Source organism: Allobosea sp. 10L422 (assembly GCF_056395345.1).
In genome coordinates this window covers 255,631-270,898 of the sequence record NZ_JBFTJI010000006.1, presented here as the reverse complement: position 1 = coordinate 270,898, position 15,268 = coordinate 255,631, and the positions used below count along the sequence as shown (strand labels likewise).

At 65.3% G+C, this 15,268-nt stretch carries 19 protein-coding genes; 4 read left to right on the top strand and 15 right to left on the bottom strand.

The window, feature by feature from the left end:
* Positions 1 to 19: 19 nt before the first annotated feature.
* From AC1DEZ_RS14675 to AC1DEZ_RS14655, 5 genes are all read right to left on the bottom strand, one after another.
* Entirely contained in the window at positions 20 to 691 is a 672-nt protein-coding gene (locus AC1DEZ_RS14675; protein WP_476779842.1) for a uracil-DNA glycosylase family protein, read from the bottom strand.
* The gene (locus AC1DEZ_RS14670; RefSeq protein WP_441512320.1) at positions 688 to 1,155 is read right to left on the bottom strand and encodes a hypothetical protein; all 468 of its coding nucleotides are present in this window, start codon (positions 1,153 to 1,155) and stop codon (positions 688 to 690) included. The genes AC1DEZ_RS14675 and AC1DEZ_RS14670 overlap by 4 nt, the downstream gene beginning before the upstream one ends.
* Positions 1,155 to 1,622: a hypothetical protein gene (locus AC1DEZ_RS14665; RefSeq protein WP_441512319.1), complete on the bottom strand. Its 468-nt coding sequence runs from the start codon at positions 1,620 to 1,622 to the stop codon at positions 1,155 to 1,157. The genes AC1DEZ_RS14670 and AC1DEZ_RS14665 overlap by 1 nt, the downstream gene beginning before the upstream one ends.
* Positions 1,622 to 2,233 carry a glutathione S-transferase family protein gene (locus AC1DEZ_RS14660; protein WP_441512318.1) on the bottom strand — a complete coding sequence of 204 codons (612 nt, stop codon included), beginning with the start codon at positions 2,231 to 2,233 and terminating at the stop codon, positions 1,622 to 1,624. The genes AC1DEZ_RS14665 and AC1DEZ_RS14660 overlap by 1 nt, the downstream gene beginning before the upstream one ends.
* 120 nt (positions 2,234 to 2,353) lie before the next feature.
* Positions 2,354 to 2,905, bottom strand: a complete 552-nt coding sequence (locus tag AC1DEZ_RS14655) for a thermonuclease family protein (protein ID WP_441512317.1) — start codon at positions 2,903 to 2,905, stop codon at positions 2,354 to 2,356.
* Between the two features lie 85 nt (positions 2,906 to 2,990).
* On the opposite strand from AC1DEZ_RS14655, the gene AC1DEZ_RS14650 reads away from it, so the two are divergent.
* Complete coding sequence (locus AC1DEZ_RS14650) at positions 2,991 to 4,508, top strand: sensor histidine kinase (protein ID WP_441512316.1); 1,518 nt, start codon at positions 2,991 to 2,993, stop codon at positions 4,506 to 4,508.
* Between the two features lie 105 nt (positions 4,509 to 4,613).
* Positions 4,614 to 5,732 carry a D-alanine--D-alanine ligase family protein gene (locus tag AC1DEZ_RS14645; RefSeq protein WP_441512315.1) on the top strand — a complete coding sequence of 373 codons (1,119 nt, stop codon included), beginning with the start codon at positions 4,614 to 4,616 and terminating at the stop codon, positions 5,730 to 5,732.
* A 107-nt stretch (positions 5,733 to 5,839) separates the two neighbouring features.
* Here the strand turns inward: AC1DEZ_RS14645 and cobT are convergent, their stop codons facing one another.
* Entirely contained in the window at positions 5,840 to 6,859 is a 1,020-nt protein-coding gene (cobT, locus tag AC1DEZ_RS14640; protein WP_441512314.1) for a nicotinate-nucleotide--dimethylbenzimidazole phosphoribosyltransferase, read from the bottom strand.
* Positions 6,860 to 6,973: 114 nt separating this feature from the next.
* Between cobT and AC1DEZ_RS14635 the strand changes: the two genes are divergently transcribed.
* On the top strand, positions 6,974 to 7,816 hold the full coding sequence (locus AC1DEZ_RS14635) for an adenosylcobinamide-GDP ribazoletransferase (protein WP_441512557.1): 843 nt from the start codon (positions 6,974 to 6,976) through the stop codon (positions 7,814 to 7,816).
* Positions 7,817 to 7,953: 137 nt separating this feature from the next.
* Entirely contained in the window at positions 7,954 to 8,202 is a 249-nt protein-coding gene (locus tag AC1DEZ_RS14630; protein WP_441512313.1) for a hypothetical protein, read from the top strand.
* Positions 8,203 to 8,292: 90 nt separating this feature from the next.
* Here the strand turns inward: AC1DEZ_RS14630 and AC1DEZ_RS14625 are convergent, their stop codons facing one another.
* The 9 genes from AC1DEZ_RS14625 to AC1DEZ_RS14585 form a co-directional block, all read right to left on the bottom strand.
* Positions 8,293 to 8,814 (bottom strand): GNAT family N-acetyltransferase, encoded by a 522-nt coding sequence (locus tag AC1DEZ_RS14625; RefSeq protein ID WP_441512312.1) that lies wholly within the window; start codon positions 8,812 to 8,814, stop codon positions 8,293 to 8,295.
* Positions 8,815 to 8,830: 16 nt separating this feature from the next.
* Entirely contained in the window at positions 8,831 to 9,664 is an 834-nt protein-coding gene (locus AC1DEZ_RS14620; RefSeq protein WP_441512311.1) for a sulfite exporter TauE/SafE family protein, read from the bottom strand.
* Between the two features lie 285 nt (positions 9,665 to 9,949).
* Positions 9,950 to 10,666: a DUF1428 domain-containing protein gene (locus AC1DEZ_RS14615; protein WP_441512310.1), complete on the bottom strand. Its 717-nt coding sequence runs from the start codon at positions 10,664 to 10,666 to the stop codon at positions 9,950 to 9,952.
* Between the two features lie 93 nt (positions 10,667 to 10,759).
* Positions 10,760 to 11,512 carry a DUF899 domain-containing protein gene (locus AC1DEZ_RS14610; protein WP_476779841.1) on the bottom strand — a complete coding sequence of 251 codons (753 nt, stop codon included), beginning with the start codon at positions 11,510 to 11,512 and terminating at the stop codon, positions 10,760 to 10,762.
* Between the two features lie 84 nt (positions 11,513 to 11,596).
* On the bottom strand, positions 11,597 to 12,031 hold the full coding sequence (locus AC1DEZ_RS14605; protein ID WP_441512308.1) for an SRPBCC family protein: 435 nt from the start codon (positions 12,029 to 12,031) through the stop codon (positions 11,597 to 11,599).
* A 12-nt stretch (positions 12,032 to 12,043) separates the two neighbouring features.
* Positions 12,044 to 12,388 carry an ArsR/SmtB family transcription factor gene (locus tag AC1DEZ_RS14600; protein ID WP_441512307.1) on the bottom strand — a complete coding sequence of 115 codons (345 nt, stop codon included), beginning with the start codon at positions 12,386 to 12,388 and terminating at the stop codon, positions 12,044 to 12,046.
* A 138-nt stretch (positions 12,389 to 12,526) separates the two neighbouring features.
* On the bottom strand, positions 12,527 to 12,811 hold the full coding sequence (locus tag AC1DEZ_RS14595) for a hypothetical protein (protein ID WP_441512306.1): 285 nt from the start codon (positions 12,809 to 12,811) through the stop codon (positions 12,527 to 12,529).
* Positions 12,812 to 12,839: 28 nt separating this feature from the next.
* Positions 12,840 to 14,015 (bottom strand): acyltransferase family protein, encoded by a 1,176-nt coding sequence (locus tag AC1DEZ_RS14590; protein WP_476779840.1) that lies wholly within the window; start codon positions 14,013 to 14,015, stop codon positions 12,840 to 12,842.
* A gap of 43 nt (positions 14,016 to 14,058) precedes the next feature.
* Positions 14,059 to 15,180, bottom strand: coding sequence for an acyltransferase family protein (locus AC1DEZ_RS14585; protein WP_476779839.1), 1,122 nt, complete (start codon positions 15,178 to 15,180; stop codon positions 14,059 to 14,061).
* Between the last annotated feature and the right edge of the window lie 88 nt (positions 15,181 to 15,268).

The following is a 15,268-nucleotide window of genomic DNA, read 5'->3' as shown; positions in this document are numbered from 1 at the left end:
ATTTTCTACCGCGTTGTCGTCACGCGAGCCGGTGTCCGCTGCTCTCAAGGACGCTCTCGCCCTGAGGCTTCAGTAGCCGCGCGACCTCCGCCTGAAGCACGGGAACCAACTCTCGCTCGAACCAGGGATTGCGCTTGAGCCAGGCGTTGTTGCGCCAGGACGGGTGCGGCAGCGGCAGCATGCGCGGATGCACCGGCCGGGCCAGGATCTCACGCCAGTTCGACACCGTCCCCGAGAGATTGGCGGCCTCCTTTGCACCCAGATGCCAGCCCTGGGCATAGCGCCCGATCGCGAGCACAAGCTCGATCCGCGGCAGTGCCGCGAAGACCCGTCCGCGCCAGGCCGGCGCGCATTCCCGCCTCGGCGGCTTGTCTCCGCCCTTCGCGTCCAGCCCCGGAAAGCAATGCCCCATCGGCACGATGGCGACCTTGGCGGCGTCGTAGAACGCCGCCTCGTCGATGCCGAGCCAGCTCCGCAACCTCACGCCGGAAGGGTCGGTGAACGGGCGGCCGCTGGCATGAACGCGCGTGCCTGGGGCCTGCCCGGCGATGCAGAGCCGCGCCGTCGCGGAAGCCTGGATCACCGGGCGCGGCTGGTGCGGCAACGGCGGCAGGTAGAGCGGCGCGTCACGGCAAATCCGGCAGGCCCGCAGTTCCGCCAGCACCTCGTCGAGCGTTTCCGGCGCGCTCATCGCCTTGCCAGCCTGGAACGTCCGGGAGCCTGCGAGATTAGCCCATCGCAGACCCAAGCGGGCTGCTTCGCCGCATAGTCGTGCGGATCGCCTTTCTCGATCCGGGCGAGACCGTTGATGCGGCCGCTCGGACGGTTGCGGATGACATAGAGATCGCCGCTGACCTCGATGGTGAAACAATAGGTCCGGCGCGTTTCCTGCGGACCGTAGTAGTAGCAAACCGCGTCCGCGGTCGTCGTCCAGCAGGCATCCTTGTTCGACACGCCGCGGTTGTGACCGCTCGCGCGACCGTCGGGATGGTGAAACTCGCTGAAGGGCAGGTTGGTGCCGGTATAGACACCGGAGACGGTGTTGCCTTCGAACAGCCGCCGGATCTGCTCACCGTTCAGCCGCTCGGCCGCGCCGGCACCGGTCGCGGCGAGAAGCCCAAGGACCGCGACCGCGATGCCCGAGCACCGTCGCATCAGCGTTGCGCCAGCTTCCGGCTCATCGGCGGCGCCGGGGCGCGCGAGATCAAACCGTCGCAATACCAGGGCGTGCCGTTGTCGGTATGGTTGCGCGGATTGCCGAGTTCGACCTTGGCCAGCGCATTGACCATGCCGTTGCCGACGTTGCGCAGCACGTAGAGGTCGCCGCTCATCTCGACGGTGAAGCAATGCACCGTGCGATCGCTCGGCGGGCCGTAATAGTAGCAGATGCGGTCCGGCTTGGTGATCCAGCAGGCATCGGTATTGGGTTGCCAGCCATTATGGCCGAGCGCCTGCCCGTTCGGATCGTGATACTCGGTGAAGAAGCCGCCATTGGTGTAGCGCCCGGACACCGTGTTGCCGCGAAAGGCGCGTTCGATCGCCTCCCCGCTCAGGCGTTCGACCGCCTGCGCCGCGGTGACCGGAACCAGCAGAGCCAACAGGAACGGGAACAACCGGCGCATCACGCCTTCCAGCTCGGGCGCGTCGACAGCTGATCGTGCCAGCGGCGGATATGGACGAAGTCCTCGGCGAGCGGAATGCGTGAGGGCTTCATGAAGTCGATGGCGATGCCAGCGGTAATATCCGCCACGGAGAGGGCTTCGCCGCAGACGAAGGCGTTGCCGGCAAGCTGCAATTCCAGCAGCCAGAGATGGTCGTCCACGTGGTCCCGATTGGCCTCCGCCCATTCGGGGACCTGGTCCTCAAGCTCTGCCATGGACGGATGGCTGTGGCGGAAGACGGCGGCAACGCTGGCGAACAGCCCGAGCTCGATCCGCCGGTTCCACATCTCGATGGTCGCCTGCTCCTTCGGATCGCGGCCGAACAGCGCCGGCTGGGGATGAAGCGCCTCGATGTAGCGGCAGATCGCGATGGTCTCGGCAAGCGCGGTGCCATCGTCGAGTTCGAGCACCGGCAGGCGCTGCGCCGGGTTGATCCGGGCGAAGGCTTCGGTCCGATGCTCCTTCTTGGCGATGTCGATCGCCACCAGATCCGGCAGCGCCACGCCCTTTTCCGCGAAGAAGATGCGGACCCGCCGCGGATTTGGCGCCCGCCCGCCATCGTAGAGCTTCATCAGATGTTCTCCGTCTCCGGTGCACCGGATCACGGCCCGCGCCGGAAGGTCAACCACATGCTGCGGTTTCGTGACGCCAGCAAGGCGGGCGATGCCGCATCCGGCCGGGAGGGCCCGGGCTCAGCGCGGATGGGCGCGACGCCAGGCCTCGGGCCGCTCGAACTGCAGCGCCCAGAGTCCGCGCCGCGCGGCCCGCGCCTCCTCCTCCTGGGCCCGATAAGCACCATAGGACACCGCTTGGCCGTCGCGGACCATGCGGGCATTGACGTCCTCCTCGCCGACCCGGCAGCGGGCCAGCCCGCGGCCGTAGCGATCGACCTTGCCGATCTCGCAGGTCGCCATCCCCCCGGCCAGCATGGCCTGCAAGGCACGCCGCGCCTCGCGCCCGCAGGCAACCTGCCGGCCGGCCCGGTCGGTGCAGCTCTGGCGATATTCGGGGGCGTCGATCCCCTCCAGCCGCAGCTCCTCGCCGAGCAGCCTCAGCGAATCGCCATCGATCGCCTGCGCCGCTCCGACCAGCGTCCGGGCGGGGCCGAGGCGGTATTGCAGGATCGCACCAGCGAGCGCCAAAAAGCCGAGAAAGCCGAGCGCCACGGCGAAATCCGTGACGCGGCCGACACGGCGCCAGCCGAAGGGGCCGGAACGAGAGCTGCTAAATCCGAAGGGAGCCATCAGGAAGAGCTTAACGATTTGGTGTCCATGATGGCGAGCCGTTTGCGCATCCCGCGCGGCGGCACGAGGATACATCTTTCCGACCATGGCGGAAGTGACGGCCGAACAGGTGCAGCGCGGGCGCGGGCCCGATCCTTCCGTCGTGGCGCGCCGCAAGCACGTTTCACGGGAAGTGAAATCCGTGCGCGAGCGCCTGACGTCCTCGACCGGGCTCGAGCGCGCCTTCGATTCCGAATTGCTGCGCGTCTTCGCGCAATACCGCCTGACCGGCTCCGCCGGCACGCTGGTGCTGGTGATCGGCATCGCCGCAGCCGCCTGTCTGTGGCTGCCGACCATGTATGTCGCGCTGTGGAGCGCCGCGGTCCTCGCCAGCACGCTCATCATCGTCGCCCTGTCGCGCCGCTATCTGCGCAAGCCCGCCGATACGGTCCGGCTGAAACGTTGGCGCCGGCTCTTCACCCTGGCAGAGGGCATTCACGGCTTCTCCTGGGCGCTTCTCCTGCTGCTGTTCGCGCCTGTCGAGGCTCCCGGCGCGAAGGTCTTCGTCACCACGGCGCTGCTCATCGTCAGCGCGCTCACGGTCATGCTCTCCGCCACGATTCCGATCGCGGTCTATGCCGGGCTGACGCCGATCATCGCCGGCATCATGGCGTTCTTCTGGGAACGGCGCGACATGGACAGCGTGACGATGGCGCTGATGGCGGCCTCGGCACAACTCTTCTTCATCTTCCTGGCCAACCGGCTCTATGCCAGCTCGGTCGACTCGATCGGCTTCCGGGCCGAGAAGGACGCGCTGATCGCCGAACTCGAAACCGCGAATGCGAATTCCGACGAGGCCCGGCGCAAGGCGGAGGAAGCCAATCTCGCCAAGTCGCGCTTCCTCGCCACGATGAGCCACGAGCTGCGCACGCCGCTCAACGCCATCCTCGGCTTCTCCGAGGTGATGAAGAGCGAGATCTTCGGCGCGCACGCCAATGCCGCCTACAAGGAATATTCGGCCGATATCCACGGCTCGGGCCAGCACCTGCTGAACCTGATCAACGAAATCCTCGACCTGTCGCGCATCGAAGCCGGCAAATACGAGCTGAACGAGGAGGCGCTGTCGCTCGTCGACATCGTAGAGGACTGCCGGCACATGCTGGCAATGCGCGCCAAGGCCAAGGGCCAGAGCATCCGCACGCTTGCAGAGCCGCAGCTGCCGCGGGTCTGGGCCGATGAGCGCGCCATCCGCCAGGTCGTCCTCAACGTGCTCTCGAACGCGATCAAATTCACGCCTCAGGGCGGCGAGATCACGATCAAGGTCGGCTGGACGGCGACGGGCGGGCAATATGTCTCGGTCGCCGATACCGGGCCCGGCATCCCCGAGAACGAGATCCCGATCGTGATGCAGAGCTTCGGGCGCGGCTCGCTCGCCATCAAAACCGCCGAGCAGGGCTCGGGGCTGGGCCTGCCGATCGTCAAGGGACTGATCGATCTCCACGGCGGCAGCTTCAACCTGAAATCGAAGCCGCGCGCCGGGACGGAAGTGACCATCACCCTGCCGGCCGAGCGCGTGATGGACACGCTCGCCGCCTTGCCCGAGCCGAAGTCGCGGGCGGCATGAACTGCAAATCCGCGGCGGCAACGCCCGAATCTCGCCCCATCGATCGGCAACATCCATAGACGCCTCGCTCGGGGCGCCCACACTCTCCTCTCGGACCCTCGCATCATGAACCGGAAAACGCGCGTCGCCGTGCTCTATGGCGGAAAGTCGGGCGAACACGAGGTCTCGCTGAAATCGGCGGCCTCCGTCCTGCGCTATCTCGACCGGGACCGGTTCGAGCCCGTGCCGATCAGCATCGACAAGCAGGGCCGTTGGCAATGCCACGATCTGCGGCGCATCGAAGCCACGAACAGCGACAGCCTGCCGATCCCGGCGGATTCTCCGGCTATCCGGCTGGAAGCGCGGGGCACGCAGACCGCAATTCTGCCCGCCGACAACACCGCGCCTGCCATCGCGCCGGTCGATGTGGTGTTCCCGGTAATCCACGGCCCGCTCTGCGAGGACGGCGCGATGCAGGGCCTGCTGGAGCTTTCGGGCGCGGCTTATGTCGGTTCGGGCGTGCTGGCCTCCGCGGTGGGCATGCACAAGGACATCGCCAAGCGCCTCGCCGCGCTCGCCGGGCTGCCGGTCGCGCCATATCTTGCCCTGTCGCGCCGCGACTATCGCCGCGACCCCGAGGGCTCGGCGAGTGCGGCGCGCGAGGCACTGACGCTCCCGATCTTCGTCAAGCCCTGCAATATGGGCTCCAGCGTCGGCGTCCATAAGGTCAAGCGCTGGGAGGATCTTGACGCGGCGCTCGCCGATGCCTTCCTGTACGACACCAAGGTGCTGATCGAGCAGGGCATCGATGCCCGCGAGATCGAGGTCGCAGTGCTCGACGGCGATCCGCCGGTGGCGAGCGTCGCGAGCGAGCTCAACGCCGGCCCGCAGCACGAATTCTACTCCTACGAGGCCAAGTATATCGACCAGGACGGCGCAACCGTCGACCTGCCGGCGAAGCTCGATCCGTACCAGATGGCACGCGTGCGCCAGCTCGCCATCGACGCCTTCGTCGCACTGGAATGCAGTGGGCTGGCGCGGGTCGACTTCTTCCTCGACCGCCAGAGCGGCGCCTTCTACTTCAACGAGATCAACACGCTGCCGGGCTTCACCGCGATCAGCATGTATCCGAAGATGATGGAGGCTTCCGGCCTGCCCTACCCCGCGCTAATCACCCGCCTGATCGAACTGGCGCAGGAGCGACACGCCGAGCGGGCGGGGCTGAAGACGGATTATACGGAGTGAGCGGAACGTCATTCTCGGGCGGAGCGAAGCGCAGACCCGAGAATCTCAGAACAAGAGAAGACTGGTTTCCGAGATGCTCGGGTCAAGCCCGAGCATGACTGCTCATCTCAATCCTTCCGCGCGACCTGTGCCTGCTCGAAGGTCGCCATGCCCGAATGGACCGCCGCCGCCGCCTTGACGAGGCCTGCGGCGAGCGCCGCGCCCGTGCCCTCACCCAGCCGCATGTCGAGCGCGAGCAGCGGCACCTTGCCGAGACGAGCGAGCACATCGGCATGGGCGCCCTCAGCCGAGAGATGGCCGGCGATGCAGTGGTCGATCGCGGAGGGCTCGATGGCATGCAGGATCGCCGCGGCAGCCGTCACGACGTATCCATCGAGGATCACCGGGATGCGCTGCGAGCGCGCGGCGATGATCGCGCCGCAGATCGCCGCGACCTCGCGCCCGCCGAGGCGACGCAGCACTTCGAGCGGGTCCTTGAGATGGGCGCGATGCAGGGCCAGCCCCTTCTCCACCGCCGCGACCTTGCGCTTGAAGCCGGCTTCATCGACGCCGGTGCCGTGCCCGCACCAATGCGCGGCGTCGCCGCCATAGAGGGCGGCGTAGATCGCCGCGGCCGAGGTGGTGTTGCCGATGCCCATCTCGCCGAGGCAGAGCAGATCGGTGCCGCCGACAAGCGCTTCCATGCCGAAGGCCATGGTGGCGACGCAGGCGCGCTCGTCGAGTGCATCGGTCTGGGTGAAGTCTCCCGTCGGCAGGTCCAGCGCGAGATCGAAGACCTTGAAGCCGAGATCATAGGCCGCGCAGATCTGGTTGATCGCAGCGCCGCCCGCCGCGAAATTCTCCAGCATCTGGCGCGTCACCGTCTGCGGGTAGGCCGAGACGCCCTGAGCCACGACGCCGTGATTGCCTGCGAAGACGCAGACCAGCGGCCGGTCGACGCGCGGCGGCGCCTTGCCCTGCCAGGCCGCGAGCCATTCCGCGATCTCCTCCATGCGGCCGAGGCTGCCGGCCGGCTTGGTGAGATTGGCGTCGCGGGCGCGTACCGCGTTCGCCGCCGCCATGTCGGGGCCGGGCATCGCGGCGATGAGTTCGCGGATATCGTCGAAGGGCAATCCGGAGGCGGCCATGGGCAAATCCATTACGCAAGGAACCGCATCAGCGCATCGGCATGGCGGCAGGATTGAAGCTGCTGCTATAGGGTCGGGAGCGTGAAGACAATCGAGCAGAACAACGCGGCAGGCATGGCTGAAGCCGAGACGACGACGGAGACGCCCCCGCCGGACTGGCCGGGCTGGACGATCGCGACGGCGATCTGCCTGCGCTTCTGGTCGCGCCTGCCCGTCCCGCCATTGCCCGGCGAGGCCGGCAGCCACGGCATCCCCGACTTCCGCAGCGTGCCACGCGCTCTGCCCTTCGCGGCCCTCGTCATCGCGCTGCCGGCGTCGCTCATCACACTCGGCGCCGGGCTGGCGGGCCTGAGTGGTTTCGTCGTGGCTGCGCTCTCGCTGACCGTGCTGGCGCTGACCACCGGCGCCTTTCACGAGGACGGGCTGGCGGACACCGCCGACGGGCTGTTCGGCGGACACACGCCGGAACGCCGGCTCGAGATCATGAAGGACAGCCGCATCGGCTCCTATGGCGCGCTGGCGCTTGGCCTGTCTCTGCTGCTGCGGGCGAGCCTCATCGCCTTGATCCTCGACCGCTCCGGCGCCTGGGCGGCGGCAGCGGCGGTGCTCGTCGCGGCCCCCTGGTCCCGCGCCGAAGGGCTTTTCCTGCTCGCGACGCAGCCGGCGGCGCGCAGCAGCGGCGCCGCCGCGGCTGTCGGCCAGCCGTCGATCGTCACGGCGCGGATCGCGCTCGCCCTGAGCCTCTTCCTCGCGACCGGGATCGCGCTGTTGGCGCAACTCCCGGTGGCCGGGCTGCTGCTCGGTTTCGCGCTGGCGCATGGTGCCGCAGCCGTGCTGTCGCGGCTGGCGCAACGCCTGATCGGCGGGCAGACCGGCGACATCCTCGGCGCGGCGCAGCAGCTCGCCGAGATCGCGATCTATCTCGGGCTTGCGCTCATGCTGCATCCGAGCGCCTGACCAGCCGCCGCGCCCCCACGCGGACCGCCGCCAAACGTCATGGCGGGAGGCTCGAATGCGCAACGGGACTTGACGGCAACGATTTGTGAGCGCTCGCTCTGCTTGCCTCCCGTCTGCTTACGTTAGGTGACAATGCCATGCGCAAAGCTCTTCTTGGATTCCCGGCCGGACTGTTCGCCGTTGCCGCCGCCTATGCGGTGTCGAGCCTCGTTCTTCCGTCCACGGCCTCCGCCGTGGTCTGTGCCAAGGGCGTCTACCGGGCTGGATGCGCCGGGCCGAACGGCGCTGTCGTCGCACGGCGCGGCTATGTCGCTCCGCGCTCGCACGGCGCCGTGTGCCGACGCTACGGGGTCGTCGGCGGCGTACGCCGCTGCGTCGCCTGGTAGCAGCGGCGTCAATCTTGATCTGAAAGGCATCCGCCCTCCTTGCGACAGGGGCGGAACTTCAGACCGACCAGCCTGTCGCGGGAACAGAACTCAGCTCTTTGATGGCGGATGCATTGCACCGCCCGGAGTAGTCCCGGCTTGCCGCCGGTCCAAGGCGGCAAGAGCCTCTCCGCTCAAACGAAAGAAGAGCTTCTTCGGCTGTGCGGTCGCACCGAGGCTTTCATAGAAGCGCAGCAGGTCCGGGTCGTCGGCATCGGCAGTCCAGTCGATGCGGCGGTGGCCGCGTTCGAGCGCGAGGTCGGCCAGCGCCTCCATCAGCGCGCGCCCCAGGCCGCCACCGCGCGCCGCATCGGCAACGTAGATCTCCTTCAGGAAGAAGCCGGATTTCAGCCCCGGACCCGGATAGAGATTACAGGCAGAGGCGAAGCCGAGCACCGCCTCGCCTTTCACCGCGACGAGGATGTCGACGCCGGCCGGTAGTTGCGCGAGACCGACAAGGATCTCATCGGCCGGCGGACACGGCACCGCGTAGTGGCCCTGCATCTCGACCATCAGCGCGGCCAGCGCCGGATGATCGGCGGGCTGGAGCAGCCGGATCGCGGTTTCGCTCATCGGCCGCCCCACCTGCTCAGTGCAGCAGCGACCAGATGAAGCGGCTGGCGACGAAGAGCAGGAACAGACCGAATGCGACCTCCAGCCGCCGCTTCGAGAGCCGGTGCGCCATGCGCGCGCCGATCGGCGCGGTCCAGATCGAGGTCGGGATGAACAGGATCATGCCGATCAGCGAGACATAGCCGAGCGAGAGCGGCGGCAGGATGTCCATCTTCGGCCAGCCGGCATAGATGAAGCCAAGTGCGCCGGGGATCGAGATCAGCACGCCGAGGCCGGAGGAGGTCGCGACGGCCTGATGGATCGGGCGGCCATAGAAGGTCATGAACAGGCTGGAGAGCTGGCCACCGCCGATGCCCATCAGCGCCGAGAGCACGCCGATGACGCCGCCATAGGCGACCATCAGCGGCTTGCCCGGCATCTCCTCGCCGAACTTCCAGCGATCGGCAGCGAAGAGCAGGCGGATGGCCGAAATCAGTGCCACGACGACGAAAATGATCTTGAAGAGATCGGCCGGCGCGTAGCGGGCGATATAGCTGCCGACGATGACGCCGACCACGACCGGAACGGCCCAGATCTTCAGAATCGAGAGATCGACGAGTCCCTTGGCGCGATGGGCGTTGAAGGAGCGGATCGAGGTCGGGATGATGACGGCCAGCGAAGTGCCCACCGCAAGCGGCATGCGCACCTCGTCGGCCACGCCGATGACGCGGAAGACCTCATACAGCACGGGCACGATGACCGCGCCGCCGCCGACGCCAAAGACGCCGGCAAGAAGCCCCGTGGCCGCGCCGGCGAGCACGAGGGAGACGGCGAGGAAGGCGAGATCGCCGAGAGGAATGCCAGCAAACATGAAAACTCGATCCGGTTGGGCAGCCCGATCTCTCGGCCATTTGCGCGGCCGGGACAAGATGCCACCCCGCATGACGGCTGCGAGAAATCATAGCGCCAAGCCGAACCTCTCCTTGACGCGGTGCGTAGGGATCGACCGTGCCGGCGTTTCTGCTGAGCGTCCCCCTGTTTCGCGGAGGAGACCGAGCGACCGGCAATGTCGGCCGCCGGCCTGACGGCTCACCCCTGCCACAAAACCCTCATTCCAGGGCGAGCCCGGAACGAGGGAGGCTTTCATCCGCCGCGATCACACATCCAGCAGCGGCGCGAAGCCGCCATAGACGACGCGCTTGCCGTCGAAAGGCATCTTGAGCTCCCCCATGCGCGGATCCGCCATCATCTTGCCCCAGGCAGCGGCGCGCGCCTCCTTGGACGGCCACTCGACCCAGCTGAAGACCACCGTCTCGCCGGCTTCAGCCTTCACCGCTCCCTTGAAATCGGTGACCTTGCCATCCGGCACATCGTCACCCCAGGCGTCGACGACGCGGCGGGCGCCGAACTCCTTGAACAGCGCCGCGTGCCCGGCGGCGAAGCTGCGATAGTCGGCCTTGCGATCATTGGGCACGGCAACCAGGACGCCATCGAGGTAGCCCATCGCACCGCCCTCGCCTTCATCGATCAGCGAGGCGAAGCCGCCATAGATCATGCGCTTGCCGTCGAAGGACATCTCCTGGCCCATCATCTCCTTCATGCGCGGATCGCTCATGATCTTCTCATTCGCGGCGTCACGTGTGGCCCGGTCGGGGTATTCGAACCAGGAGAAGACCACGACCTCGTCGGGCGTCGCCTTCACGGCGCCCTTGAAATCGGTGACCTTGCCGTCCGGGACATCGTCGCCCCAGGCCTCGACATGGCGCCTGACGCCGAATTCCTTGAACAGCGGCGCCGCGGCGGCGGCTTGCTTGCGATATGCATCCTTGTTCGCGGCCGGGACCGCGACGACGAAACCATCGACATAAGCCATAGCGTTCTCCTCACTTGCGGCTGCCCGTGCGGCCGCGTCTCAAAACTTTGATATCGACCGACGCTTCCTGCTGTTCGATGCGGAAAAGCGCGCTCAAGCGCAGCAGGAGCCGGTTGCCAGCAGAGGCTGGAAGTTCGCTGCGCCCTTCGGCTCGTCCTCGTAGCGATCGTGGTGACGCATCCAGTCCATGATCCCGTCCTCGTTGCGGCCCTTCGGCATCATGTCGAGGAAGTTGTAGGCACCGATCAGCAGGTCGCCGCCGCGCGCATAGGTCGAGTAGGTGTGGAAGATCTCGCCGGCCGCATTGCGGTAGAAGACACTGAAACCCGGCATCTCGCCGCCTTCGCCTTCATGCGTCTCATAGTTGTATTCGTAGCGGCCGGCCGCCTTCTCCGCCGGGCTCGGCGAGACGTGAAAGTCGTGGTTGAAGTCGCTGCCGGCTGGGGACACCCAGGGGAAATCCCAGCCCATGCGGCGCCGGAACGGCTGGAACTCGGCATAAGGCGCTCGCGAGACCACCACTAGGCTGACGTCGTGGTGTTTCAGATGCTGGTTCGCGCCGTCGAAATGATCGGCGAGCAAGGAGCAGCCCGGGCAGCCTTCCTTGGCGCCCGGCCCGAACATGAAGTGATAGATGAGCAGTTGGCTCTTGCCGTCGAACAGATCGGCCAGCGACAGCCGCCCGTTCGGACCGGCGAAGACATAGTCCTTGTCGATTCTGACCCAGGGCAGCGCGCGCCGCTCGGCCGAGAGCGCGTCGCGTTGGCGGGTGAACTCCTTTTCATGGGCGAGATGGGCCTTGCGGGCCGCAAGCCATTCTTCACGGGATACGATCCTGTGTTCCATCGTCTCCGCTCCCTGTGTTTCCGCCGGCCCACGCCGGCAGCTCTTCCACGCGCTTGCCCGGCGGGGCAGCGCCGCGCTCCTTTTTCAGGCGAAGTAGGCCTCGAGCTTTTCCATGGTTCCGGTCCAGCCATGGGTGTGGCCGCGCACGGCCGCACCGTCGAACAGCTTCTCGTGCAAAAGCGTCAGGATCGTGCCCTCACCATCCGGCTTCAATGTGACGGTGACGCGAGAAACGCGCTCCGGCGTCGTCACCCAGGACCAGCTGAAGACGAGACGCTCGTTCTCGACGACTTCTAGATAGCGCCCGGACACCTCGTGGCGCTGGCCCGTATTCTCGATCATCACGACGCGATAGGCCCCGTCGACGCGCGGATCGATTTCGGCCTCCTGCGCAACGACGTTCTCGGGCCCGAACCAGCGCACGAGCAGCTCCGGATCGGTCCAGGCCGTGTAGACCTCGGCCGGCGACGCGTTGAGGCGGCGCTTCATCGTGAGGCTCGGTGTCACCTGTTGATGCATGTGCCCATCCCTTCAGCCTTCGCCCTTGCGCCGCGCCTCGAGCAGCGCCTCGAGCGCATCGAGCCTTTGGGTCCAGAAGCGCTGATAATGCGCCAGCCAACCCATCGCTTCCTCCATCGGCTCGGCGTTGAGACGACAGGACACGGTGCGCCCCGTCTTCGTCCGCGTGACCAACCCTGCATCCGACAACACTTCGAGATGCTTCATGATCGCCGGCAGCGAGACCGGGAACGGCTTCGCCAGCTCGCTGACGGAAAGCCCGTCTTCCCGCTCCAGCCGCGCCAGCAAGGCCCGCCGCGTCGGATCCGCCAGCGCGGAAAACGTCCTGTCGAGCTGAGCGGCCTGAAACTTAACCATTGAGTTAAGTTTAAAAGCAACCCGTCGACGCCGTCAAGCCCTGCTCGTTCGATGGAAACGGAATGCGCTGTACGGAAAGCTTGTCGGCTGGAGCGGGTGGTTTGTCGAAGCCGCCCGTAGCGGACTTCAACCGCCTTTTCAGATCAGACCAGCCGGCCTCGTCGATCGCCTCGACGCCGGGCTTGGACGCGTCCTTGAGCTTGGGACCAGCACCGGATCCAGCGCGAGCCGATCGGTATTCCACGAGACCACACCCGCGACCTTCGCGCCGAGCGGTTCGGCCATCGCCCTGGCCTCGTCGCGGATCATCCACTCCAGCGGGCCGGTGAAGACCAAGATCTTGCCGGCGACGGAGCTTGCCAAGGGGGCCGCTTCCAGTGGCTGCCGCGAGTCGACGTCAATCGCATGCGAGAGGTTGGTCACATGCGGCCTTTCTCGCGCCCTCCTGCAATCAGCCCTTCCCACTCAACGCCAACGGTTCTTTGATCTTTCCAGATGTGGCAAGCTCGGCGCCCATTGCGGCGTGCGCGCCCCGCTTGCCACTCAGATATCGTCCCAACGCGATCGAAGGCTGCTCGACAAGCCGATACATCATTTCGGCTGCGGGAAACACGATTGCCAGGAACAACAACGCTGTCATCGGCAAACCGATCCTGTCGGCTCCGAGGTGAATGGCCGCGAGCCAGAGAGGCATGTGGATCAGGTAGAGACTATACGAAACCCGGCCAAGCCACTGAGCTGGTGCCGAGAGAAGCAAACGCCAGCGATCGCCATAGGCGACGGTCGTCGCCACGATCCCGACCGCACCCACACCGATGACCCAATCCGACAGATAGCTATGCGTGCTGGGAGCCAGCAGGAGGATCACGGACAGCCCGACGACAACGTGACGGCGGGCCCCGCTGAGCTCCGCGAGCCGGCCGCGCCAGATGGCAAGCGTCTCCGCCATCACGATACCGATGATAAAAAAGATCAGATAGCGGGCGGTAACGATGACGTTTCCCAGCATCGTTGTGGACGATACGTAGATCTGCTGGCCCTCGCCAATCGGCGGCATGAGAAAGCTCGATCCAAGCAGGAGGAGTCCCCCGCCGATCAAAGAACCGACGCGCCAGCGTGTCGCGAGGAGTATCAGGACCGGAAAAATCAGCGCCACGCGAATTTCGACGATGAGACTCCAGATCGGGCTATTGAGACTGATGTCATCAGCTCTGCCGGTGCCGATCAAATGCAGCAGAACGAGCGGCAAGGACAGATCGACATTCCAATTCTCATGCAGCCAAGCGCTGGCCGTCGTCCCGCCGCGATTGCCTGTGAGCCAGAACAGCAAGGCCGCCAATAGAACCGCTACCGCAAACGGCGGATAGAGCCGGGCGAGCCGCTTCACGATGAAATCCTTGAAGACCAGCGACCGGCCGCCAGTGAACGGCAGAGCGACAACGAAGCCGCTCATGACGAAGAATACCAAAACTGCTGCGTGCCCCGCGATGAAAATGCGCAGGGGTGAGTACTTGATAATATTCACCCACTCCGCGCCACTCCCCGTCGGAAACGACAGGTAGATATGCTGGATGACGACGACGGCGGCCATGAGTCCGCGCAACGCATCTATCTGATGTATACGCATTATGGCCGATCTTTCTCCAGGCACCTGTGGTGAACACGAGAGCTCATCGAGTCTTTATGGCCCTGACTTGATCACTGCATTTTCCGGAAATTTGCCTCTCGAGGAACGCCCGGACGACGTGCGTCTTGCGCTCCGTGAAGAGGCTGAAAGCGAAGGCATAGAGGACAAGCGCGACCGTCAGCCCCACGCCCCAACTCACACCCTCCCAGCCGCTGGGCTGCAGGCTCAAACGCGGGTCGGCACGGCCGTTTGCCAGCGCCAGGATGAAGTGCAGTGCGGGAGCATGAAGAACATACAAGCTGAATGAAAATGATGCCAAAAGCGCATTGATGGGTGCAATCTTCAGCAGCACTGGAGAGTTGCTGAACCGCGCGGCAAGAAGGGCGTTCGCAAAAGCCAGACCGAGAACGATCTTCGCGCCTCCCCCCAGCAGCGTGGCCAGAGCCGGAAAACTGAAGCAGGCGGCCACTGCGGCAGCCCAAGCCAAGATCGGGGACGCAAAAATAAGCCTGGGCATGAATCGGACAACCGCCCCAAGCACCCAAATGAAGAAATAATTTATGACTGAAGGATTATTTTTGAACACTATTACAAAATATAATGCAATTATAAATGTGATCCTCAGATCTAAACGCCCCCTCCAGAAAGCGATAAATATGAATGGAAAGGTTAAGTAATAAAACATTTCATATGCGATGCTCCACAACGGGATATTGCTTCCAATCGTCGGCGCAAGAATGGTCTGCAGATTCAAGACATTCAGAATAACCGTAAGAGCGCTATAGCTGGCGACTGTTTCGCCCCCCGCATTGAGGCTAATGCCGAATTGTCCCACCCTGATCAGATCGAGCGTGAAACCCAACGCGAGCGCCGGCAGATACACGGCGTAGATCCGCGATATCCTATTGACCAGATAGTGCCTGCCCTCGAAGCGACCCGAGACGATATCCGAGACCGCACTCCCGCCGACCAGGAACCCGCTCGTGATGAAGAACCAGGTAACCGCTTGGTCGCCACAATTGGTCACGAGATAAACAATCGAAACCAGCGCTGACCGCAGGCTTTCCGATGTGTCGGCGGCCGGAACGAGAACGTTCTCCCGGACGTGGTAGATAAGAACAAGCAGAGCTGCGGCCCAGCGCGTCAGGTCGAGCGCCGAGGCCATGGACGGGCTGATTTCCTTGCTCGACACCGCATGTTCGATGCGACGTCTTGCGGTCCGGGCGATTGACGCTGGCCCTAGCAAGTCAGGC